Origin of the sequence: Paenimyroides baculatum (assembly GCF_008629655.1) — a bacterium.
GTDB classification, from domain to species: Bacteria; Bacteroidota; Bacteroidia; order Flavobacteriales; family Flavobacteriaceae; genus Flavobacterium; species Flavobacterium baculatum.
The window spans coordinates 76,513-97,796 of sequence record NZ_VWSG01000007.1; the positions used below are offsets into that span (position 1 = coordinate 76,513).

Below are 21,284 nucleotides of genomic sequence, written 5' to 3' on the forward strand. Positions count from 1 at the left end.
GCTTATCTATTATTTCTTTTCTGTAATAATCATAATCAACAGTGTAAGTAAAAAAGAAGCTGTAAACGCAATTACATTTCTATTACTAATCTCTGTTTTAAATTTCTTGAGTATAAAACGTAAAATCATTCCTCCAACAAAAGTAAAAACCAAGATTCGAACAACAACAAAAATAGAATTGGTAAAATTTATAATTTCAGAAATTCCTGCTTGTCCTTCTGCATAACAGTGGTTATTGAATAGAACAATCGATAGTAATGAAACTATTAAAAACCTTTTGCTAATCATTAATTTCTCTGAATAATTGGAATCCCAAAATAGAACTCTAATATTCGGGTGCGGAACAAATAATCGTATTTTGTACGCAATAAATCAGATTGTGTGTTTACCAAAAGCGTTTGCGACTGGTTGTAATCAAAGGCAGTTGCCATTCCGTTTTCGTAACGTTCTTTTGTATAGCGAAAAGCTTCTTCTCGCGCTTTTAACATTTCTTCGGTTGCCAGATACGTTTCCATTGCTCCTTTCGCGTCAGAATACGCGGTGTAAATATTTCGTTCCAAATCCAATTCGGTTTGTTCAAACGTTAACTTGTTTTTTTCTAAATTCACCCTGCTGCGCGCAATATTGTTTTTAGCTGCAAATCCGTTGAAAATAGGAATGTTTAACTGCACACCAAAACTGTGACCTTTGTATAAATCGAACTGATCAAAAAACGGTTGCGGATTAATTTCTCCACCTCTTCCGTCGGGAATTTTAGCATACGAAACACGCGAGCTAAAACTGTAAAATCCGGTTAACGATGGTAAAACGGCAGCTTTTGCAATATCTACGTCTTTCTCGGCAATTTTTACATTGTTTTCGGCAATCTTAAGTTCGGTACGTTCAAAACGAGCTTTTTGAAAGATTGATTCCGGAGTTTCTAACAAAATGGTCGTTGGTTCAAATTCATACTCCACATCGGCGATATCAAAATCTTTGAAATCTTCCATCTGAAGCAGTTGTGCCAAACTCATTTTTGATACAATCAACGCGTATTCTGCCTGAATAATTCGTTGTTTATCGGTTGCTAAAGTAGCTTTCATATCAAACAAATCGCCACTTGGTATCATACCGGCATCAACCAAAGCTTCGGATCTTACCAACTGTAAACTATCGGTTTGAAACTGCTGTTTTTGAACCTTTTGATTTTCTTTGTTAAACAAAATCTGCAAATACGCATTTACTACGTTCAACGCTACATCTTCTTCAATTTTTAAATGCTGATATTGCGAAGAAATCAATGCCAATTTCGATTTTCTGAAACGGTTTTGATTTTGCAATCCTTTAAAAATATCAACAGCAGACGACGCCCCCATTGAGGTAAACTGCGTAGTTTGATTTTCCAGAATACCGGTTGTAATGTTGGTATTTAAACCCACGTTCCACGAATGCGATGCGGTTGCGTTTAGGTTTGGAAGGAAATTTCCAAACGCATCTTTTATATCGATTTCCGCCAGTTTATTGTCTAATTCGATCTGCTTGACAGATACGTTGTTTTCAATGGCATGTGCCACGCATTCTTCTAATGTCCATTTTTTTTGAGCAAACGAATTGACAGTAAAAAGCAGACTGATTATAAGCAGTGTTTTAATGTTTTTCATTTAGCTACTTTTTAATTTGATTCCAAACTTTAATCTTGTCGTTTTTGGTAATTCCTTTTTTAATTTCCACATAAATACCGTCGCTAACGCCTAATTCAACATTTCTACGTTCGAATTTCTGCGGACTAACCTCAACTTCTACAAACGATTTCTTAGTTTTTTCGTCGTATTGAATCAAACCTTCTTTCACTGCCAGAACATTATCGGCTTTTGAAAGAATGATCGATGCATTTGCACTTAAACCAGATCGGATAAAAGTAGAATCTTTATTTACCAACGTACCTTTAATTGGGAACTGCATGGCTCCGTTTTCGTTCACACCTTTTGGAGCGATATAATCTAAAACAGCGTTGAATTTCTTGTTTTCAATGGCACCGACGGTAATTTCTAACGGAAGTCCCAATTTAATTTTTCCTACTTCAGATTCGTCTAATTTTCCTTCAAAAATCATGTTCCCAACATCTGCCAAACTTGCAATGGTAGTTCCCTCGTTAAAATTATTTGCCTCGATTACCTGATTTCCTTTTTTAACAGGGATATCCAACACCATACCCGAAACCGTAGAACGAATAAGGGTTTGTGCGATATTACTCATTCCACTGGTTGTTCCGGTTCTGATAATTTCGGCACTTTGAACCATGGCGCTGTACGTTTGCTGTGCTTGTTTGTAAGAAGTTTCAGCAGTATCGAAATCGTTGGCAGAAATTACACCTTTATTGAACAATGTTCTTTGGCGTTCGAACACTTTTCGTTGGTTTTCCAAATCGATTTTTGCCGTGCTAATTTGATTATTGGCAGAGTTTAAGCTTGATACATTTGGCACTACTTTAATCTTTGCAAGCAAATCGCCCGATTTTACGTAATCGCCGGCTTCTACATAAACTTCATCAATAATTCCTGAAATATTCGGTTTAATTAATACTTCTTCTTTCGGGTTGATGTTTCCTGTAGCAACGGTGCTTTTAGAGATCGATCGAACCTCGGCTTTTTCGGTTTCATAAACTACCGGCGGCTGTGCGTTTTTCTGATACAACCAAAATAATGCGCCTGCAAAAGCTATTGCTAAAAAGACTAAAATTGAAATGGTACAACCTTTTTTCATATATATTTTTGTTTGTTTATTCGTTGATTTGTTTAATTGTTTATCTGTTTATTAGAACATTTCTATGCTCTATATTCTATTCTCTTTTATCTTAATTCTATTCCGTTCTTAATGCGTCAATTGGTTTTACTCTAATGGCTGTAATAGCCGGGATTAATCCTGCTAAAAGTCCGGCAACTACCAATATTAACAAGGCAATTACAACCACGCCTAAATGTACGCTTGGGTTTACAATAGGTATCTGTTCGCCGTTTGGTGCGTTTTCTAAACCTAAATTAATTAGTGCCAGTACAAGCGATGCAAAAATGATTCCCGCCATACCTGCAATGAGTGATAACACAACTGATTCGGTCAAAATTTGTTTAATAATGACAGCCGGCGTTGCGCCTAATGCTCTTCGGATTCCTATTTCCTGGGTTCGCTCTTTAACGATGATTAACATGATGTTTACGATTCCTATAATTCCCGATCCCAGAATGAAAATTCCTACGATATAAGAAACTGTTGTTAAGATCGAAAACAAACCGTTGATTTTTTTAAATTCCTGATACAGATCAAAATGTCCAATGGCTCTATCGTCTGTAGGATCTACCGTATGGCGATCTTTCAACAACTTAAAAACATCTTCCTTTAAATCGGTAATTGGTTTATCATCTTCTGCGGTAATGGTCATCCAACCCACAATATCGCCATAATTAAACGCTTGCTGAAAAGTTGTAAAAGGTATAAAAAGCTGTTTCTGACTTTCTTCGGCATCGCCACCCATGTTCGAAATACTTTTATAAACGCCGACTACCAAAAAGTTAACGCCTTGAACTTTAATGTACGATCCCAAAGCTTCTTCGCCCGGCGCATACAATTCCCTGATAACACCTTCGCCAATTACAGTTACTTTGCGGTTGTTAGCAATGTCGCCGTAATTAATAAATCGACCTTTAAGAATGTTCATGGGCTGTTGCAGGATAAATTCCGGATAATCGCCATACACGTTGTAAGCACCGGTTTTTGTTCCGCGCACCACATTGTTGCTTCCCCTAAAACCACCCAACTGATTTCGTGGCGATACATACAGCAAACCGTCAATATCTCTTTTTAAAGCTTCCACATCAGGGTTCTTAAAGTTGAAACTTCTACCTTGCGGTAAACCTTTAAACGGTTTCGATGTTGGCTGTGTCCACATAAACATGGTGTTGGTAGATAAACCACCCATTTGCCTTTTAATGCCGTTTTGTAACCCTTGACTTGCAGAAAGAAGAATTACCAGGATAAAAATTCCCCAGAAAACTCCGAATGCAGTGATCAGCGTTCTGAACGGATTGGCAGAAAGCGCCTCTATAATTTCATTCCATTTATCTCTGCTAAACATACTATTCTCCTCTTAATGCTACAATTGGTCTAATTTTCGCGGCACGGTATGCAGGAACAAATCCGGCAAAAGCCCCGGCAACAATCAATATAATCAGTGTGGTAATTGCCACGTTAAAATCTACTTCAGGGCGGGTAAAGAAATCGGCTTCTACGTGCGGAGCAACAACTTCCCAAACCACCAAACCAAAGATCAATCCTGAAAATCCGGCAATAACGGTTATAAAAACAGCTTCCTGCAAAATCATGGTAATAATTGAAAAAGGCGAAGCGCCCAAGGCTTTTCGTATCCCGATTTCTTTGGTTCGTTCTTTAACAATAATCAACATAATGTTTCCTACCCCAACAACGCCGGCAATAATGGTACAGATTCCCACAAACCAAAAAAACGCTTTTACACCACCGGTTATAATGTAGATGTTTTTTGCCTGTTCTAAAGAGTTGTTGATAAAAATTCCGCCATCATCGTCAGGTGCAACAGTATGTCTTGCTTTTAAAAATGTTTCCAGCTTTTTTGTAAATTCATTCGATTCTGCTACTGCGGTGTCAAAATCACTGCTGGTACGCATGGTAAATGACATACTACGAATACTGTCACCGGCACTATATGCTTTTTGAGCGGTTGATATAGGAATAAAAACGCGGCTTTCTTCGCGTTCGCCACCCGGATCGGTGTAAACACCAACCACTTTGTAGATCATTCCCGAAACATTCAATTCCTGCCCCAAAGGTTCTTCGCCGTTTTTAAACAGATCGGTAGCTACTTTTTGACCAATGATTACATTTTTTTCGTAGTTTGAATTATCGGAATGATTAATGTATCGACCTTTAACAATGGAAGCATTTTCGATGAACTGATAATCAGGATGAACCCCTTCTACCCGATACGTTCCTGTTTCTTTTTTATAAACGATGTTTCCGCTCCAAACCGAAAAAATTGCCGATTTGTATTCAATATAGTCTTTGAACAAAGTAGTCGCCAAATCGTAATCGGCATTCCGAAGCTGCACTTCACGACCAACGCCCAAACCTTTGTATTCTTTTTTGGTTACTCCGGGCCAAACCGAAATCTGGTTTGCCGCATCTTTTTCAAACTGACTCTGAATTCCGTTCTGAATCCCGTTTCCGGCACCCAGAAGTATCACCAGAATAAAGATTCCCGAAGCAACAGAAACGCCGGTTAAAGCAGTACGGAGCTTGTTTTTATAAAGCCCTTCGAATATTTCCTGCCAACGTTCAATACTAAACATATTGCGATGCTCTTATCTGGTTTACCAATTTATCCGATTCTATTTGTCCGTCTTTCAAAAACACAATACGTTTGGTCATTTCGGCAATATCGGGTTCGTGCGTTACAACAAGTACGGTTTTACCTTCGTCGTTAATCTGCTGGATCAAATCCATAACTTCATACGATGTTTTTGTATCTAAAGCTCCCGTAGGTTCATCTGCCAATAAAACTTTAGGATCCGATGCCAATGCGCGCGCAATTGCCACACGCTGTTTTTGTCCACCCGAAAGCTCGTTAGGTAAATGCTTTGCCCAGTTTGCCAACCCAACTTTTTCCAGGTAATGCATAGATCGCTCCATACGTTCTTTACGTGCCATACCTTGATAATACAGCGGTAACGCCACATTATCTAAAGCGGTTTTATAATTGATAAGGTTAAAAGACTGAAATACAAAACCCAAAAATTTGTTACGATATTGCGATGCAATTGTTTCGTTTAAGTTTTTAATGGGAACATTATCTAAAGTGTACGAACCTTGATCGGCTTCGTCTAAAATTCCGATAATATTTAAAAGAGTGGATTTTCCGGAGCCGGAACTTCCCATAATGGAAACAAATTCGCCTTCTTTAACATTGAAATTAATTCCTTTGAGAACATGCAGTGCATTTTTTCCCATTTGATATGATTTGTGAAGGTCTTTTATTTCGATCATTATCTTGAGTTTTTGAAGTGATACAAGTGTTGTTTAACAAGTAAGTATCGCTTTTTACAGAAATGTTACAAGAAAATTGAAAGAATTTATAATTATAACTAACTGTTTTTAAAATACGACATTACCTTTTCTGCTTTTGATTTACCAACCAATTTCACGATTTCCTCTTCGGGAGTTTCGCCCAAACGTTTTATAGATTTAAACTGAATCATTAATTTTTCCATAGTTTTTGGTCCTATACCCGGAATGGTCGTCAAACCACTATCTATGGCATTTTTACTGCGTTGGTTTCTATGAAAGGTAATTCCAAATCGGTGTGCTTCGTTTCGTAAATGCTGAATAATTTTTAAAGTTTCAGACTTTTTATCCAAATACAACGGAATACTGTCACCGGGATAAAACAGTTCTTCCAAACGTTTCGCAATACCAATAATGGCAATTTTTCCGCGTAAGCCTAAAATATCCAGACTTTTTAAAGCAGCACCCAACTGACCTTTACCTCCATCGATAATAATTAAATCGGGCAACGGTTCGCCTTCATCCAACAAACGGCGGTAACGACGAAAAACCACTTCTTCCATCGACGCAAAATCATCGGGACCTATTACTGTTTTAATATTAAAATGGCGGTAATCTTTTTTGCTTGGCTTTCCGTCTTTGAAAACCACGCAAGCTGCCACAGGGTTTGTTCCCTGAATGTTCGAGTTATCAAAACACTCAATATGGCGCGGTTCTTTATTTAAACGCAGATCAGATTTCATCTGTGCCATAACTCGGTTGGTATGCCTGTCCGGATCTACAATTTTTATCTGTTTTAACTGATCTAATCTGTAATAACGTGCGTTGCGTTCAGATAATTCCAACAACTGTTTTTTATCGCCTAATTTTGGAACAGTTACCGAGATTTTCTCGCCCAGATCCACTTCAAATGGAACAATAACTTCTTTTGTTAGCAGCTTAAAACGCTCGCGAATTTCAACAATTCCCAAAACCAGTAATTCATCATCGGTTTCATTCAAACGTTTTTTTAATTCCAAAGTATGCGATCTTATAACGGCACCATGCGCAATCTGTAGAAAATTGATGTACGCCATGGTTTCATCGGATACAATAGAAAAAACATCCACATTTGTAATCTTTGGATTTACAATGGTAGATTTTGCCTGATAATTTTCTAAAATCTGCATTTTTTCTTTAACCGCCTGCGCTTCTTCAAACTTCATTTCTGAAGCGTATTGCAACATCAACTGCTTAAATTCTTTTAGGTTTTCTTTGAAATTTCCTTTTAAAAGCTGACGGATATGTTGAATTTTGCGTAAATATTCTTCTTCGGTTTCATGTGCTTCGCAAGGTCCCAAACAATTCCCGATATGATATTCCAAACAAACTTTATACTTTTCGTTTTTTATGTTCTGAACGCTTAAATCGTAATTGCAATTTCGCAACGGATACAGTTCTCGAATCAAATCTAACAACGTATGCAAGGTTCTACCGCTGGTGTACGGGCCAAAATATTCAGATCCGTCTTTAATAAAATTTCGGGTAGAAAAAACTCTTGGAAAACGTTCGTTTTTAATGCAAATCCACGGATACGTTTTATCGTCGCGCAATAAAATGTTGTAACGTGGTTGCAGGTTTTTTATTAAATTGTTTTCCAGCAACAGCGCATCGGTTTCGGTTTTAACGACAATATGCTTAATAACCACAATTTTTCGAACCAAAACATTTAAACGCGCATTGTCGTGCGTTTTGTTAAAGTACGATGCCACCCGCTTTTTTAAATTCTTTGCCTTGCCCACATACAGCAACTTCTGGTCTTTATCAAAATACTGATAAACACCGGGTAATTGTGGTAAAGTTTGTAATTGTAAAGAAATATCGGAATTTGTTGTCATAGCGGCATTGGGTTGCACAACAAATTTACATTAAGTTTTTGTAATTGTTAAAGGTTAAAAGAGTATCTTTAAGTTATGATTTTCATAAAATTTAATAAATGCACTTTACTACACGTAATTTTGAAATTTTAGGCAAATCGGTTATACCGGGCGAAACAAAAACCATTGAATTAAAAATTGCAACACTACATACAATGACGGAATTAAAGGTTCCGATTATTGTTTCACGATCTGTTTACGACGGACCAACCGTGTTACTAACAGCAGGTTTGCATGGCGATGAACTAACGGGAATTGAAATTTTACGGCAAGTGATTCGTCAAGGAATCAATTATCCGAAATGCGGTACCATAATTTGTGTGCCGTTGGTAAATGTGTTTGGTTTTGTGAATCAATCGCGAGATTTTCCTGATGGTAGAGATTTAAACCGAGTTTTCCCAGGTTCACAGTCGGGTTCTTTGGCAAGCCGTTTTGCTTACCGAATTATGCAGGATATTATTCCGGTTGTTGATTATGTGATTGATTTTCATGCCGGTGGTCGTGGTCGATTTAATGTGCCGCAGATTCGTATCGAACCAAATAATGAAGAATTAGATGCGCTGGCAGAAGCTTTTTCTACGCATTTTATTCTGTATTCAAAAAATATCGAAGGATCTTTCCGTGCAGCTTGCGATAAGTTAGGTAAAAAATATTTGTTGTTTGAAGCCGGCAAAGCATTGGATATTAACAACGATGTTATTGAAGAAGGCATTCAGGGAACGATTCGTTTTTTGGACAAACTGCAAATGCTCAACAACAATTTTGCCGTGAAAGAGCCTAGCCAGACAATGGTTTGTATTGAAAATTCTACTTGGGTTCGTGCACAATATTCTGGCTTACTGCATAATTTTGTACGCCCTGGAGCTTTAGTGAAAGCCGGCATGCAATTGGGTAAAATCACCGATCCGTATGGTTTGGTAGAAGAGCCCATTTTAGCACCTAACGATGGATATATAATTTGTAAAAACCAAGCTGCCATTGTTTTTCAGGGCGATGCTGTTTATCATATTTCAACCAAATTAAAAAATGACCAAGAAAGAATTACGCAAGAAATATAAAGAACTACGTAACGATTTAAGTTTTGATGCGATTGAAGATTTAAGTCTGCAAATTGCCAATCAAGCCTTAAAACTGCTTATCTGGAATTTCGAAAACTATCATATTTTTTTGTCGATACACGAGCATAAGGAAGTTCAGACCGATTATCTGCTGCATATTTTAAACGGGAAAGATAAAAACGTAATTGTGTCAAAATCTGATTTCAAAACCCGAACAATGAATCACATTTTACTGACCGATAATGTAACCATTAAAAAAAACGAATGGAACATTCCCGAACCACAAAACGGCTTTTCAGTTGCAGATAACCAGATCGATGTTGTTTTTGTTCCGCTACTAGCTTACGATGTTTTTGGAAACAGAGTCGGCTACGGCAAAGGTTTTTACGATCTTTTTCTATCGAAATGCAAACCCGATGTAGTAAAGATTGGCTTGTCTTTTTTCAATCCTGAAAAACTAATTGAAGATGTGTTTTTAGAAGATGTTCGGCTTGATTATTGTATTACACCTGATACAATAGTTAAATTTTAGTTTTATGAAAAAGTTATTATTTAGTAGAACAGCTCGCTACGCAACCATATTTTTATTGTTGCTGGCATTTTCGGCAACTTTTACCAGTTGCGTTGTAAGACCGCCACATCATAGCGAACGTAGAAAACTTCCACCAGGGCACGAGAAAAAATTACGTGGCGACAGATCGGCAAAACGATATGCACCCGGACAACAAAAAAAGCAACATCACAAAGAACATAAACAACGAAAAGGAAACAAACGCGGTAGCTAACTACCGTTTTTTTTTGTAAACATTTTCAACAACAAACAGCTTCTTTGGCAAAAACCCAAATTATATTTTACCTTTACAAAAAATAAACGTACACATGAATTACATTACAGAAATACTTATTTTATTGTTCTTGGCAATTACTTTTTTACAATCGGGTTACGATAAAATAGCAGATTGGAAAGGAAACGTTGGTTGGTTAAAATCGCATTTTGCAAATACCTTTTTAGGAGATAAAGTTCCGTTTTCGTTAGGAATTATCTTGATTCTGGAAATCATTGCAGGAATTTCAGCATTGGCTGGAATCTGGTTTTTATTTAACGACTGTAAAGAAATTGCTTTATACTCGGGAATTGTTTCTTGCGTTACCTTATTGTTCCTATTATTAGGTCAACGTATTGCAAAAGATTACGACGGTGCCAGAACCATTGTAATTTACTTTATACCGGCAATATTTTTAGTTTTTCTATTAAAATAATATTTTTGGCACACTAATTGATTAACCGATATAAGTTATGAAAAGGAAAATTTATTTTTGGTTAGTTTAGTTGTAAAAAGTCCCGCGTTTGCGGGACTTTTTAGTTTTTATAATTTGGCATCCAAGTTATTCCGTCTAAAGTAATGCTATAAACCAAACGCATGATTAACAAAGTAATCACTCCTAATAAAAATCCGTAGAGATAAATCTTTTTCAATGTTAACACATTTACCCATTTAATAAAAAAGTAAACGGTACATAATACGGTAACAACTACAGAAATTAAAACACCCAATTCATAAATTACACCAAATAGCACAAAATCCCACAGTATCGGAATTTTTGCTAACACCCAGAATATAAAACATAAAATAGTTGCAGTTGCAACTATTTTATCCCAATCGTTCAATCGATTGTAAACTTTCATATTTAAAGTAAACTTTTAGTTTCTACTCATTAACAAACGTAATACATACCAAAACAACAACATTAACGATGAAAACAAAGACAATGCTGCTGCAATGTATTGGTTGGTTCCAAAGTTATTTTTTATTTGATGTGTGTTGTATAAGATTGATCCCGATGCCAAAACGATCATTCCGACAGAAAACCATAAGCCTAAATCGAAATTAAACAACATACCGGCAACGATTGCGCCTATTGCTACGAAAAATCCGATGGCTAAAATGCTACGTAAAAAAGAAAAATCGGCTTTTGTACTAAATACCACAAAGGTTAATCCTAAAAACAAACTACCTGTAATAATAGCTGCCTGTGTTAACAATTCGTAACTTCCTGTGTAATAAATGGCAATGTAAAGTATCGGTACAAAAATAATTGCTTGTGCAACAATGTATAGAAAATATCCTAAATACTGTTTTGCCAAGCTGGTATCGTTATAAGCCATTTTTTGTGCGATATACGAAACGCCCATAAATCCGCCTAATAAAACTAACCACAAATAGCCTTGCGTTAAGCTTAACATAAATTCAACCAATGGTTGAATACGTAAGAAAATAGTTTCTAAAATTACAAAGGCTACCAAACCTAACGCCAAATTAAGGTAGGTTTTTTTATAAAACGTAGCTTGTTCTTGTTTGGTAGCCTGTGCGGCTAACTGAAATGCTTCCATAAATTTATTTTAGTTTAATATTTTAAAGATAAAAAAAAGATTTCTGTTTGAGCAGAAATCCTATTTAAAAACTTTTTTGTTGAATACAATTAATAGTCCTACACCTACTGAAATGGCTACATCGGCAACATTAAAAATAGCGTTGAAGAATGTGAAATAATTGCCGCCCCAAACAGGCAACCAATTTGGCAGATAACCTTTCCAGATAGGGAAATAAAACATATCTACCACTTTACCATGAAACCAGCTTCCGTAGGGTTGATCGCTGAATAGTGTAGCAATTTGGTTGTGACTGTCGTTAAAAATTACTCCGTAAAAAACAGAATCGATAATATTACCAACTGCACCCGCCAAAATCAAGGCAATGGCAACAATTAATATATTTGAACCTCTTTTTTTTACAGAATCATTCAACCAGTACAAAATTCCGCCAACTGCAATAATTCTGAATGAAGTTAACAACAGCTTACCGTAATCGCCCGGAAGTTCAACTCCCCAAGCCATTCCGTCGTTTTCTATAAAACGAATCTGAAACCAGTCAAAACCAAATACTTTTACAAAATCATCAATTGCAAAATTGGTTTTGATATATATCTTTGAAATTTGATCGATAAGAATAACTACAATCGCTAAAAATAAAGCCTTGTTAAACGACATAATATGCAAAAATTTTGCACAAATGTAAGTTATTTAAAACAAAAAACGCTCTTAATTAAGAGCGTTTTATAAATTAACGTTGCTGTAATTTGGCTTCCATGCTCATTGTTGCATGCGGAACCAATTTAAGACGTTCTTTTTCGATTAATTTACCGGTTACGCGGCAAATTCCGTAGGTTTTGTTTTCAATTCGCACCAAAGCATTTTTCAAATCGCGTAAAAACTTTTCTTGGCGTGTTGCCAATTGTGAGTTTGCTTCTTTAGAAAGAGTTTCACTGCCTTCTTCAAACGCTTTAAATGTAGGCGATGTATCATCGGTACCGTTATTTAAATCGTTCATATAAGCGCTTTTAATCAAATCTAAATCTGCCTGTGCTTTCTCTATCTTTTTTAAGATGATTTCCTTAAATTCTGCTAAATCTGCGTCTGCGTATCTAACTTGTACATTTTCCTTTTCCATAACTAAACAATTTATTTTGAAACACTAATTTTGGTTACTAAATCGTCAAACTCAATTTCTGTACCATTTTCTAAACTATCAACAAATTCAAGCGTTTCCGTAAGGGTTTCTGCTTTAATATAATCAATGTTTGCTGTAACGGCATCTTGGATAACCGAGTTTTGCTGTATTTTAATTTTTACTTTATCGGTTACTTCAAACCCTGAATCTTTACGTATATTTTGGATTCTGTTAACCAGTTCGCGTGCAATACCTTCTTTCTTTAATTCGTCGGTTAACGTAATATCTAAAGCAACCGTAATTCCGTTTGCATTTGCTACTAACCAACCTTCGATATCTTGCGATGAAACCTCAACGTCTTCATTTGTTAATTTAACCAGATTCCCTGATATTTCCAAAGATATTTCGCTGTTTTTTTCGATCTCGCTGATCTGTTCCTGACTGAAATTTTGAATAGCTTTTGCCACATTTCCCATTTCTTTTCCGAAGCGCGGACCCAATGCTTTGAAATTCGGTTTGATCTGTTTTACCAGAATTCCCGAAGCATCGTTTAACAATTCAATTTCTTTCACGTTCACCTCTGCCATGATTAAATCTGCAACTGCCTCTATTTCTGCCTTTTGATTTTCATCTAAAACAGGTATCATTACTTTTTGTAACGGCTGGCGTACTTTAATCATTTCTTTCTTACGCAATGATAATACTAAAGATGACACGGTTTGCGCTTTTTCCATTTTACTTTCTAACGACTTATTAACAACTTTTTCATCGTAAGTAGGAAAATCGGCCAAATGTACAGATTCAAATGATTCTTTTGCAGTTGCCTGTGTTAAATCTTTGTAAAGCTTGTCCATAAAAAACGGTGCAATTGGTGCCGACAATTTTGCAACCGTGGTTAAGCAGGTGTGCAACGTTTGGTAAGCAGCAATTTTATCTTGTGCGTATTCGCCTTTCCAGAAACGGCGGCGGCATAGGCGAACGTACCAGTTTGAAAGGTTTTCCTGAACAAAATCTGATATAGCGCGTGCTACTTTTGTTGGTTCGTAATCAGCGTAAGCTTCATCAACCGTTTTTATTAAACTGTTTAGTTCCGATAAAATCCAACGATCAATTTCCGGACGATTTTCCATAGGAACTTCGTCTTCGCTGTAAGTAAATCCGTCGATATTTGCATATAAAGCAAAGAACGAATAGGTGTTGTACAACGTTCCGAAGAATTTACGGCGAACTTCGGTAATTCCGTCTAAATCGAATTTTAAATTATCCCACGGATTGGCATTCATAATCATGTACCAACGCGTAGCATCTGGTCCGTGTTCTGCGATTGTTTGAAAAGGATCAATGGTGTTGCCTTTACTTTTAGACATTTTGATACCATTCTTATCTAAAACCAAACCATTCGACACGACGTTTTTATACGCTTTTTCGCCAAAAACCAACGTTCCGATTGCGTGCAGCGTGTAAAACCAACCGCGTGTTTGATCGACACCTTCTGCGATAAAATCAGCAGGGAAGTTTTCGTGATTGTCGATATATTCTTTATTTTCAAACGGATAATGCCATTGTGCATACGGCATGGCACCAGAATCGAACCAAACATCAATTAAATCGGCTTCACGTTTCATTGGTTTGCCCGATGGAGAAATCAGCGTAATAGCATCAACCACATTTTTATGCAAATCGATTTTATCATAGTTTTCCTCGCTCATATCGCCCACTACAAAACCATCGAACGGATTTTGTGTTTGAACGCCCGCTTTCATTGCTTTTTCCATTTCGGCAACCAATTCTTCTACCGATCCAACGATTAATTCTTCGGTCTTATCTTCGGTTCTCCAGATTGGCAACGGAATTCCCCAATAACGTGAGCGAGATAAATTCCAGTCGTTGGCGTTTTTCAGCCAGTTTCCAAAACGTCCTTCGCCTGTTGCTTTAGGTTTCCAGTTGATTTCTTCGTTTAAATCGAACATTTTATCTTTCACTTCGCTAACCTTGATAAACCAAGAATCTAACGGATAGTATAAAAGCGGCTCATCGGTTCGCCAACTATGTGGATAACTGTGTACGTATTTTTCTACCTTAAAGGCTTTGTTTTCTTCTTTTAAACGGATTGCAATTTCAACATCAACCGATTTTTCAGGCGCTTCACCTTCATTGTAATATTCGTTCTTTACATACTTGCCTGCCATATCGCCCATGTGCGAGGTAAACTTTCCTTGTAAATCAACCAACGGCACAGCGTTTCCGTTTTCGTCTAAAACCAACATTGGCGGCACTTCTGGGGTTGCTTCTTTAGCAACTTTTGCATCGTCTGCACCAAAAGTTGGCGCGGTGTGTACAATACCTGTTCCGTCTTCGGTTGTAACGAAATCGCCCGCAATTACGCGGAATGCATTTTCAGGGTTTTGATACGGCAAGGTGTAAGGCAATAACTGCTCATAACGGATGCCAACCAAATCAATTCCTTTAAATTCTTTTACAATGAAGTAAGGAATTTTTTTATCGTTTTCTTTATAATCTGCTAATTCAGCTTCGGTTTCAACAGCTGTAAATTTTCCCGCAAACTGCTTTGCAACCAAAGGTTTCCCTAAGATTATCGTGATAGGTTCAAAAGTATATTGGTTGAATGTTTTTACCAACACATAATCAATCTTTGGACCAACGGTTAATGCGGTGTTACTTGGTAACGTCCACGGAGTGGTTGTCCATGCCATGATATCGATTTGTCCGAATCCTTTTAAAAACTCTGGTAACGAATTTTCTATGGTTTTAAATTGTGCAACTATGGTTGTATCGGTAACATCGCGGTACGATCCCGGCTGATTCACCTCATGCGACGACAATCCTGTACCCGCTTTCGGCGAATACGGCTGAATGGTGTAACCTTTGTACAGCAAATCTTTGTTGTAAATTTGCTTTAATAACCACCAAACGGTTTCCATATATTTGGGTTTGTAGGTAATGTACGGATCGTTCATATCTACCCAATATCCCATTTTTTCTGTTAAATCGTTCCATAAATCAGTGTAGCGCATTACGGTACGTTTACACGCCTCGTTATACTCTTCTACCGATATCTTTGTTCCGATATCTTCTTTGGTAATTCCCAGTTCTTTTTCGGTACCTAATTCAACAGGTAATCCATGGGTATCCCAACCGGCTTTACGCTTAACCTGAAAACCTTTCTGGGTTTTGTATCGGCAGAAAATATCTTTAATAGCACGAGCCATAACGTGGTGAATACCAGGTTTTCCGTTTGCAGAAGGTGGGCCTTCAAAAAACACAAACGGTTGGTTGCCTTCGCGAGAAGTAACCGATTTATCAAAGATGGACTGATCTTTCCAATACTGTAACATTTCGCTTGCTACGGTTGGTAAATCTAATCCTTTATACTCTGTGAATTTGGTGCTCATGATACTGTTTTTAAATTCAATGTGCGAATTTAAGGAATTTAGGTTAAATAGTAGTATTTAATTTAGTTACGATTTATTTTACTTTTTTGTTTGATTTTAAACGATACGCAGTAGAAACTTTTGGAGCAAAAGATTATTTAGCAAGCTTTGGTAAAGTTTAAAACTTTGACAGGGTTAAAACATAAAATCCCGAACAATTGTTCGGGATTTTATGTTTTAGATATTATTATGAGAATTTTAGATTCTTTTTAGAGATCTCTCCTTCGTCGGGATGAAAAAGCTGGTACTAATAATTAAAACCGATACCCAACTGCTACGGCTAATTTAGCATTTGCCCACGGGCCTTTTATTTTAACATCAACTCCATCATCGTTTACATCGTAAGTATATTTTACAACAGGAAGTTCTACTTCTTCTATTGCTTTGCGTACTTCAGCTTGTTCTTCGGCATCTAAAGAGCGTCTGCCGCTTAATTCGCCCGATGCAAAACCGTAACTTAAGCCTACAAAAGTAACATCGAGATACCATTGTGAAGCCAATCTCCATTGTGCACCAAATGACAATCCGCCGGAGAAACCATCGACATTTCCGTTGATGGTAACGCTTTCTAATTGTTCTTTGTAAATGTATTCTACCGGAAGTTCAACAGAAAAACGATCGTAACGCAAAAAAGGCGCAATGTAAAAACCACGCATGCCTTCTTTTCCTAAATAAAAACGGACTTCGGGCGTAAACGAAAACGCGTTCATTTTTACATCTTTTAAAATATCGATCGCGCCTTTGTCTTTCACAATATCTTCTACCATACCAAAAAACGGAATACTGCGTTTAGGCATGATGTTGATATTGGCAGCGATGCTGGTTTTTGGAGCGATTAATCGTTCGTATTGCAGAGAAATGGTTGATGATGTTAAACCTAACACATTCCATTTCACCATGTTTTTATCGTCAGAAAAATCGGTTGTCTCTTGTGCAAATCCACTAAAGTAAAGCAAACTAAAAAGTAGAGTGACTGTATTTTTCATAGCAAACAGGTATTTATACTTCAACGGTTAATTTACGCAAAATATTTCTGCCTTTTTGTTAAATAGCAAGTTTCTTAACTCTACTATGCTGCATACAAAATCAAAAAAACGAACCTATTAAAGTTCGTTTTTGCTATTCTTCTATAATCAGTTCGCCACAAATAGGCGTTTGAAAAGCTTTGGAGAATTCTTTTGCCGGTAAATTTTTTGGAAGTAAAACCATTAGTTTGGTAATGGCGGCTTCGGTTGTGATATCATAACCCGAAATAACACCAATCTGTTTTAAAGCAGTGCCGGTTTCGTATTTGCCCATATCTACACTGCCACCCCAACATTGCGTAACGTTTACAATTTTAACGCCTCGATCAATTGCTTTTTGCAAGGTGTTAATGAACCAAAACTGCGTTGGTGCGTTGCCTGATCCGAAGGTTTCTAACACGATTCCTTTTAAATTAGGAATGTTTAAAATTGCTTCCAATACGTTTTGGGTAATCCCAGGGAAAATCTTTAGAATAAACACGTTGGCATCTAATTCTTTCTGAATGATTAATTGTTTCGATTCATAAAAATCGTCCAACAAATGTTCGTTTATTTTTAAATGCACGCCACTTTCTGCCAAATGCGGTAAATTAGGCGATGTAAAGGCATTGAAATGTTCGGCTGAAATTTTGGTAGTTCTGTTTCCTCGGTATAATTTGTATTCAAAGTACAAACCTACTTCTTTTATAACAGGTATTTTATTTTGATGAAGCGATGCAATCTGTATTGCGGTAATTAAATTCTCTTTGGCATCGGTACGAAGATCACCAATTGGCAGTTGCGAACCGGTTAATATTACCGGTTTTGAAAGATTCTTCAACATAAAACTTAATGCCGATGCAGTGTATGACATAGTATCAGATCCATGCAAAACCACAAAACCATCGAAATCTTGATAGTTTTTTTCAACAACTTCAGCAATCGTAATCCAATGCTCCGGATTCATATCAGAAGAGTCGATAGGATCTTCAAAAGAATAGGTATCAATGGTGCAATCTAATAACTGTAATTCGGGAATACGTTCTAAAAGCTGGTTAAAGTTAAAGGCTTTTAAGGCACCGGTTTCAAAATCTTTAACCATGCCAATTGTACCGCCCGTGTAAATTAAAAGAATAGCCGGTTTATGCATTTTGTAACTTAAATTTGTTAACCACCGGGTTGGCATACATTTCTAAAAATGTATCAACCAAAGGTTCGTTGCCTTTATCTAATTTTAATTCTAATCTGCGTAAAAACAATTGTTTTTCCTTATCGGTATATTCATTGGCAAAACGATCGGTATCGTTCAATAAATCGTATGCAATGTAATTGGTTGGCCACAGTTTGTAATTAGCAATAATCTGCTCGTCTATTACTTTAGCAAGCATTTGAATTTGCTTGTTTACGTTGGTAGTTTCGTTTTTAATAATTTCTAATTCGGTATCTAAAGCGGTACCTACATGCAGATGAATGCGTTTTTTTTGACCTACTACGCCGCTCATTAAATTTAAAAAATCTTCGTTTTTGTCTTTAATATACAATTCGTCTGCCATTTTTGCCATTAATTGCGGCATTTTTAATTTATCGGTAGGATCATATTCGTACGATATAGAAACAGGCACAATACGCAAATTCTTAAAATAATCCATCATTGAATCTTGGTTGCACGCCATACCAATCATTTTTAAAACGCCCTGATGTGTTGCGTCGTTTCCATCTTTCGTTCTTCCTTCGCGCTGTGCAATCCAAACCGAACGGTTTTCTTCTTTCAGCAAATAACACATGTATTCTGATAATAATTTACTGCTGCCCAACAATTCTCGAGGTGAAAGTCCGCGTTTTACGATAAAATTTCGATTTAATTTAGCAAGATCCATAAACAACTGTTTCTGTACCAGATTATCGCCAACCGCCGAAGCTGTCATTATTTTACCGTGTTCCATTAAAAGTACGTTCAAAAAACTGGTATCTAACAGAATATCGCGGTGGTTTGATATGAAAAGATAAGATGTATTTGGGTCTAAATTTTCAAAACCCGAACTTGACAAACCTTCCGATGTATTTTTTAAAACCTGCTGTAAGGTGTGGTAAATAATTTTCGATTGAAAGTCGCGTATGCTGTGTATGCTGTTAACCAATTCGTTAACTTGTTCATCTGAATATTCCGGAAATGTATAATCTATCAACGATTTTACCATGGGATGATGAGAGATATTCTGAAGTATTTTTGTTACTTCTTCATCGTGATAAAAACGTATCGAATCGAATTTAGACATAGTTTGATTTTATTTTCGTAACTGAAACAAATATACTTCCAATTTACAATTTAAAAATGTTTAATGCGTTTTTTGTTGTCTGTTGTGCAATTTCTTCTACCGGCAGGTTATAAATAGCTGCTAATTTCTGTGCAACCAAGGCTACATAACTGCTTTCGTTACGTTTGCCGCGGTGTGGTGCGGGTGCCAAATAAGGCGAATCGGTTTCTAAAACGATTTGTTCCAACGGAATTTGATCTAAATATTGATCTATTTTTCCGTTTTTAAAGGTTGCTACACCGCCAATTCCCAATTTCATGTTTAAATTCAATGCACGTTCTGCCTGATTAAAATCTCCTGTGAAGCAATGGAAAATTCCGAATAAATCATCGCTTTTTTCTTGATCTAACACTTCAAAAACCTCATCAAATGCATCACGACAATGAATATTTATAGGCAAACCTAATTTTTTTGCCCATTGAATTTGTGTTTGAAATGCCTGCTGCTGAATTTTAAGGGTTGATTTATCCCAATACATATCAACACCAATTTCGCCCACGGCAACATACGTTCCTTTCGCCAATTCTTGTTCTACAAAAGCCAATTCCTGTTCAAACGTTTCGGGTTTTACATAACACGGATGCAACCCCATCATTAAATGAACGTTTTGCGGATATTGCTGTTGTATTTGCTTCATACCGTTAAAATAAGAAGAATCGATCGCCGGAACAAAAAAATGTTCTACTCCAACAGCAAGTGCGCGCTCCATCATCTGGGTTCGATCACTTTCAAATTCTTCACTATATAAGTGGGTATGTGTATCAATTAAAATCATTTTGTATTTTTAATTTTTCTTTTTACCACAAAGAACGCATAGATTTTAGCAACAAAACTATGCAACTAATCTGTACTGTTTTAGATAAATTCTATGTGGTTAAATTATATCTACCTATTTTTGCTTTTCAACAGATATTAAATTAATGAACGATCTTGTAACTGTATTAGAGCAGCAAAATTATTATAGTATTCCGTTTCGCATTCGTAAATCGAACCATTTGTATGTAAACGCAAAGGTTAACGGCATTAAAGGTTTGTTTTTGATTGATACCGGAGCATCAAACACCTGTATTGACAGTAACGAAAAATTGTTTTTTAAATTACTATCAAAAGCACATAAAGCCAAAGCTTCGGGTGCGGGCTCAAACGATATGCATGCCGAAATTTCTACCGACAATACCATACAATTAGGCAAATGGAAAAAGAACGATATTAATTTAATTCTGCTTGACTTAACCCACGTAAACATTGCCTTAAGCGAATACAACCTACCAAAAGTCCACGGAATTATTGGTAGCGATCTGCTTAAAAACAACGGAGCAATTATTCATTACCCGTTACAATTACTTTTTATTAAGTGATTGTTTTTGCCACTCGGTAGCCACGGTTTCTAATTCGGCATACCAGCTTTCGCCGTATTTGCGAATTAATGGTTCTTTTAAAAACTTGTAAACGGGCACTTCCAATTCTTTCCCCAATGAACAGGCATCGTCACAAATATGCCAACGATTGTAATTTACCGCCGAAAATTGTGAATATTCTTTAATACGAATGGGATACAAATGACACGAAATTGGTTTTTTCCATTTCACTAAACCTTCGTTATACGCTTGTTCTATACCGCATAAAGCAGTTTTTCCGTCGAAAATAACATAAGCACATTCCTTGTTATCGATCAAAGGTGTTTCCAAATCACCGTCTTCGCCCACAACCCAAGTTCCTTTTTCTTCAATTACGGCAATTCCTTTTGCACGTAAATACGGTTTTATAATAGGATAAATTTCCTCTAAAATAGCTGTTTCTTCCTTATCTAAAGGCGCACCGGCATCTCCATCCACACAACATTGTCCTTTACAAGCTGTTAGGTTACATACAAATTCTCTTTCAAGAACCTCGTCTGAAACTATTGTTTTTCCTATCTGAAACATAAATCAATTCATTTGCAGCCGCAAAGTTACAACTAT

At 36.6% G+C, this 21,284-nt stretch carries 22 protein-coding genes; 5 read left to right on the forward strand and 17 right to left on the reverse strand.

Features of this window, described 5'->3' with window-relative positions:
• Window positions 1–9: 9 nt before the first annotated feature.
• From F0460_RS10360 to uvrC, 7 genes are all read right to left on the reverse strand, one after another.
• On the reverse strand, window positions 10–288 hold the full coding sequence (locus F0460_RS10360) for a hypothetical protein (protein ID WP_150012925.1): 279 nt from the start codon (window positions 286–288) through the stop codon (window positions 10–12).
• Window positions 288–1,640: a TolC family protein gene (locus F0460_RS10365; RefSeq protein WP_150012927.1), complete on the reverse strand. Its 1,353-nt coding sequence runs from the start codon at window positions 1,638–1,640 to the stop codon at window positions 288–290. The genes F0460_RS10360 and F0460_RS10365 overlap by 1 nt, the downstream gene beginning before the upstream one ends.
• 4 nt (window positions 1,641–1,644) lie before the next feature.
• Entirely contained in the window at window positions 1,645–2,742 is a 1,098-nt protein-coding gene (locus F0460_RS10370) for an efflux RND transporter periplasmic adaptor subunit (RefSeq protein ID WP_150012929.1), read from the reverse strand.
• Between the two features lie 97 nt (window positions 2,743–2,839).
• A complete protein-coding gene (locus F0460_RS10375; RefSeq protein WP_150012931.1) occupies window positions 2,840–4,108 on the reverse strand; it encodes an ABC transporter permease in 1,269 nt (422 codons plus the stop codon).
• A 1-nt stretch (window position 4,109) separates the two neighbouring features.
• Window positions 4,110–5,357 carry an ABC transporter permease gene (locus F0460_RS10380; protein WP_150012933.1) on the reverse strand — a complete coding sequence of 416 codons (1,248 nt, stop codon included), beginning with the start codon at window positions 5,355–5,357 and terminating at the stop codon, window positions 4,110–4,112.
• A complete protein-coding gene (locus tag F0460_RS10385) occupies window positions 5,350–6,051 on the reverse strand; it encodes an ABC transporter ATP-binding protein (RefSeq protein ID WP_150012935.1) in 702 nt (233 codons plus the stop codon). The genes F0460_RS10380 and F0460_RS10385 overlap by 8 nt, the downstream gene beginning before the upstream one ends.
• 98 nt (window positions 6,052–6,149) lie before the next feature.
• Complete coding sequence (gene uvrC / locus F0460_RS10390) at window positions 6,150–7,946, reverse strand: excinuclease ABC subunit UvrC (protein ID WP_150012937.1); 1,797 nt, start codon at window positions 7,944–7,946, stop codon at window positions 6,150–6,152.
• Between the two features lie 98 nt (window positions 7,947–8,044).
• On the opposite strand from uvrC, the gene F0460_RS10395 reads away from it, so the two are divergent.
• From F0460_RS10395 to F0460_RS10410, 4 genes are all read left to right on the forward strand, one after another.
• Window positions 8,045–9,043 carry a succinylglutamate desuccinylase/aspartoacylase family protein gene (locus tag F0460_RS10395; protein ID WP_150012939.1) on the forward strand — a complete coding sequence of 333 codons (999 nt, stop codon included), beginning with the start codon at window positions 8,045–8,047 and terminating at the stop codon, window positions 9,041–9,043.
• Window positions 9,012–9,575, forward strand: coding sequence for a 5-formyltetrahydrofolate cyclo-ligase (locus tag F0460_RS10400; RefSeq protein WP_150012941.1), 564 nt, complete (start codon window positions 9,012–9,014; stop codon window positions 9,573–9,575). The genes F0460_RS10395 and F0460_RS10400 overlap by 32 nt, the downstream gene beginning before the upstream one ends.
• A 4-nt stretch (window positions 9,576–9,579) precedes the next feature.
• Window positions 9,580–9,828: a hypothetical protein gene (locus tag F0460_RS10405; RefSeq protein ID WP_150012943.1), complete on the forward strand. Its 249-nt coding sequence runs from the start codon at window positions 9,580–9,582 to the stop codon at window positions 9,826–9,828.
• Between the two features lie 94 nt (window positions 9,829–9,922).
• Window positions 9,923–10,303, forward strand: a complete 381-nt coding sequence (locus tag F0460_RS10410) for a DoxX family protein (protein WP_150012945.1) — start codon at window positions 9,923–9,925, stop codon at window positions 10,301–10,303.
• A 100-nt stretch (window positions 10,304–10,403) separates the two neighbouring features.
• Here F0460_RS10410 and F0460_RS10415 read toward each other — a convergent pair whose 3' ends face one another.
• The 9 genes from F0460_RS10415 to F0460_RS10455 all read right to left on the reverse strand — a co-directional run bounded on the left by F0460_RS10415 (window position 10,404) and on the right by F0460_RS10455 (window position 20,098).
• Window positions 10,404–10,730, reverse strand: coding sequence for a hypothetical protein (locus tag F0460_RS10415; RefSeq protein ID WP_150012947.1), 327 nt, complete (start codon window positions 10,728–10,730; stop codon window positions 10,404–10,406).
• Window positions 10,731–10,745: 15 nt separating this feature from the next.
• Complete coding sequence (locus tag F0460_RS10420; protein ID WP_150012949.1) at window positions 10,746–11,435, reverse strand: Bax inhibitor-1/YccA family protein; 690 nt, start codon at window positions 11,433–11,435, stop codon at window positions 10,746–10,748.
• A 60-nt stretch (window positions 11,436–11,495) separates the two neighbouring features.
• Entirely contained in the window at window positions 11,496–12,092 is a 597-nt protein-coding gene (locus tag F0460_RS10425) for a lipoprotein signal peptidase (protein ID WP_150012951.1), read from the reverse strand.
• A gap of 73 nt (window positions 12,093–12,165) precedes the next feature.
• Complete coding sequence (locus tag F0460_RS10430; protein WP_150012953.1) at window positions 12,166–12,552, reverse strand: TraR/DksA family transcriptional regulator; 387 nt, start codon at window positions 12,550–12,552, stop codon at window positions 12,166–12,168.
• Between the two features lie 11 nt (window positions 12,553–12,563).
• The gene (gene ileS, locus F0460_RS10435) at window positions 12,564–15,965 is read right to left on the reverse strand and encodes an isoleucine--tRNA ligase (protein ID WP_150012955.1); all 3,402 of its coding nucleotides are present in this window, start codon (window positions 15,963–15,965) and stop codon (window positions 12,564–12,566) included.
• 293 nt (window positions 15,966–16,258) lie between these two features.
• Complete coding sequence (locus F0460_RS10440) at window positions 16,259–16,990, reverse strand: DUF3575 domain-containing protein (protein ID WP_150012957.1); 732 nt, start codon at window positions 16,988–16,990, stop codon at window positions 16,259–16,261.
• Between the two features lie 133 nt (window positions 16,991–17,123).
• The gene (locus F0460_RS10445; RefSeq protein ID WP_150012959.1) at window positions 17,124–18,158 is read right to left on the reverse strand and encodes an asparaginase; all 1,035 of its coding nucleotides are present in this window, start codon (window positions 18,156–18,158) and stop codon (window positions 17,124–17,126) included.
• Window positions 18,151–19,284 (reverse strand): 1-acyl-sn-glycerol-3-phosphate acyltransferase, encoded by a 1,134-nt coding sequence (locus F0460_RS10450; RefSeq protein WP_150012961.1) that lies wholly within the window; start codon window positions 19,282–19,284, stop codon window positions 18,151–18,153. Before F0460_RS10450 ends, F0460_RS10445 begins: the two co-directional genes overlap by 8 nt.
• A gap of 43 nt (window positions 19,285–19,327) precedes the next feature.
• A complete protein-coding gene (locus F0460_RS10455; RefSeq protein WP_150012963.1) occupies window positions 19,328–20,098 on the reverse strand; it encodes a TatD family hydrolase in 771 nt (256 codons plus the stop codon).
• Between the two features lie 145 nt (window positions 20,099–20,243).
• On the opposite strand from F0460_RS10455, the gene F0460_RS10460 reads away from it, so the two are divergent.
• Window positions 20,244–20,681: a retropepsin-like aspartic protease gene (locus tag F0460_RS10460; RefSeq protein ID WP_150012965.1), complete on the forward strand. Its 438-nt coding sequence runs from the start codon at window positions 20,244–20,246 to the stop codon at window positions 20,679–20,681.
• Here the strand turns inward: F0460_RS10460 and F0460_RS10465 are convergent.
• Window positions 20,664–21,248, reverse strand: coding sequence for a DUF3109 family protein (locus F0460_RS10465; protein ID WP_150012967.1), 585 nt, complete (start codon window positions 21,246–21,248; stop codon window positions 20,664–20,666). The genes F0460_RS10460 and F0460_RS10465 overlap by 18 nt on opposite strands.
• Between the last annotated feature and the right edge of the window lie 36 nt (window positions 21,249–21,284).

Bases quoted from the DNA above. Each gene is read 5' to 3' on its own strand.
- F0460_RS10360 (WP_150012925.1), bottom strand. From the start codon at position 288: ATGATTAGCAAAAGGTTTTTAATAGTTTCATTACTATCGATTGTTCTA.
- F0460_RS10365 (WP_150012927.1), bottom strand. From the start codon at position 1,640: ATGAAAAACATTAAAACACTGCTTATAATCAGTCTGCTTTTTACTGTC.
- F0460_RS10370 (WP_150012929.1), bottom strand. From the start codon at position 2,742: ATGAAAAAAGGTTGTACCATTTCAATTTTAGTCTTTTTAGCAATAGCT.
- F0460_RS10375 (WP_150012931.1), bottom strand. From the start codon at position 4,108: ATGTTTAGCAGAGATAAATGGAATGAAATTATAGAGGCGCTTTCTGCC.
- F0460_RS10380 (WP_150012933.1), bottom strand. From the start codon at position 5,357: ATGTTTAGTATTGAACGTTGGCAGGAAATATTCGAAGGGCTTTATAAA.
- F0460_RS10385 (WP_150012935.1), bottom strand. From the start codon at position 6,051: ATGATCGAAATAAAAGACCTTCACAAATCATATCAAATGGGAAAAAAT.
- uvrC (WP_150012937.1), bottom strand. From the start codon at position 7,946: ATGACAACAAATTCCGATATTTCTTTACAATTACAAACTTTACCACAA.
- F0460_RS10395 (WP_150012939.1), top strand. From the start codon at position 8,045: ATGCACTTTACTACACGTAATTTTGAAATTTTAGGCAAATCGGTTATA.
- F0460_RS10400 (WP_150012941.1), top strand. From the start codon at position 9,012: ATGACCAAGAAAGAATTACGCAAGAAATATAAAGAACTACGTAACGAT.
- F0460_RS10405 (WP_150012943.1), top strand. From the start codon at position 9,580: ATGAAAAAGTTATTATTTAGTAGAACAGCTCGCTACGCAACCATATTT.
- F0460_RS10410 (WP_150012945.1), top strand. From the start codon at position 9,923: ATGAATTACATTACAGAAATACTTATTTTATTGTTCTTGGCAATTACT.
- F0460_RS10415 (WP_150012947.1), bottom strand. From the start codon at position 10,730: ATGAAAGTTTACAATCGATTGAACGATTGGGATAAAATAGTTGCAACT.
- F0460_RS10420 (WP_150012949.1), bottom strand. From the start codon at position 11,435: ATGGAAGCATTTCAGTTAGCCGCACAGGCTACCAAACAAGAACAAGCT.
- F0460_RS10425 (WP_150012951.1), bottom strand. From the start codon at position 12,092: ATGTCGTTTAACAAGGCTTTATTTTTAGCGATTGTAGTTATTCTTATC.
- F0460_RS10430 (WP_150012953.1), bottom strand. From the start codon at position 12,552: ATGGAAAAGGAAAATGTACAAGTTAGATACGCAGACGCAGATTTAGCA.
- ileS (WP_150012955.1), bottom strand. From the start codon at position 15,965: ATGAGCACCAAATTCACAGAGTATAAAGGATTAGATTTACCAACCGTA.
- F0460_RS10440 (WP_150012957.1), bottom strand. From the start codon at position 16,990: ATGAAAAATACAGTCACTCTACTTTTTAGTTTGCTTTACTTTAGTGGA.
- F0460_RS10445 (WP_150012959.1), bottom strand. From the start codon at position 18,158: ATGCATAAACCGGCTATTCTTTTAATTTACACGGGCGGTACAATTGGC.
- F0460_RS10450 (WP_150012961.1), bottom strand. From the start codon at position 19,284: ATGTCTAAATTCGATTCGATACGTTTTTATCACGATGAAGAAGTAACA.
- F0460_RS10455 (WP_150012963.1), bottom strand. From the start codon at position 20,098: ATGATTTTAATTGATACACATACCCACTTATATAGTGAAGAATTTGAA.
- F0460_RS10460 (WP_150012965.1), top strand. From the start codon at position 20,244: ATGAACGATCTTGTAACTGTATTAGAGCAGCAAAATTATTATAGTATT.
- F0460_RS10465 (WP_150012967.1), bottom strand. From the start codon at position 21,248: ATGTTTCAGATAGGAAAAACAATAGTTTCAGACGAGGTTCTTGAAAGA.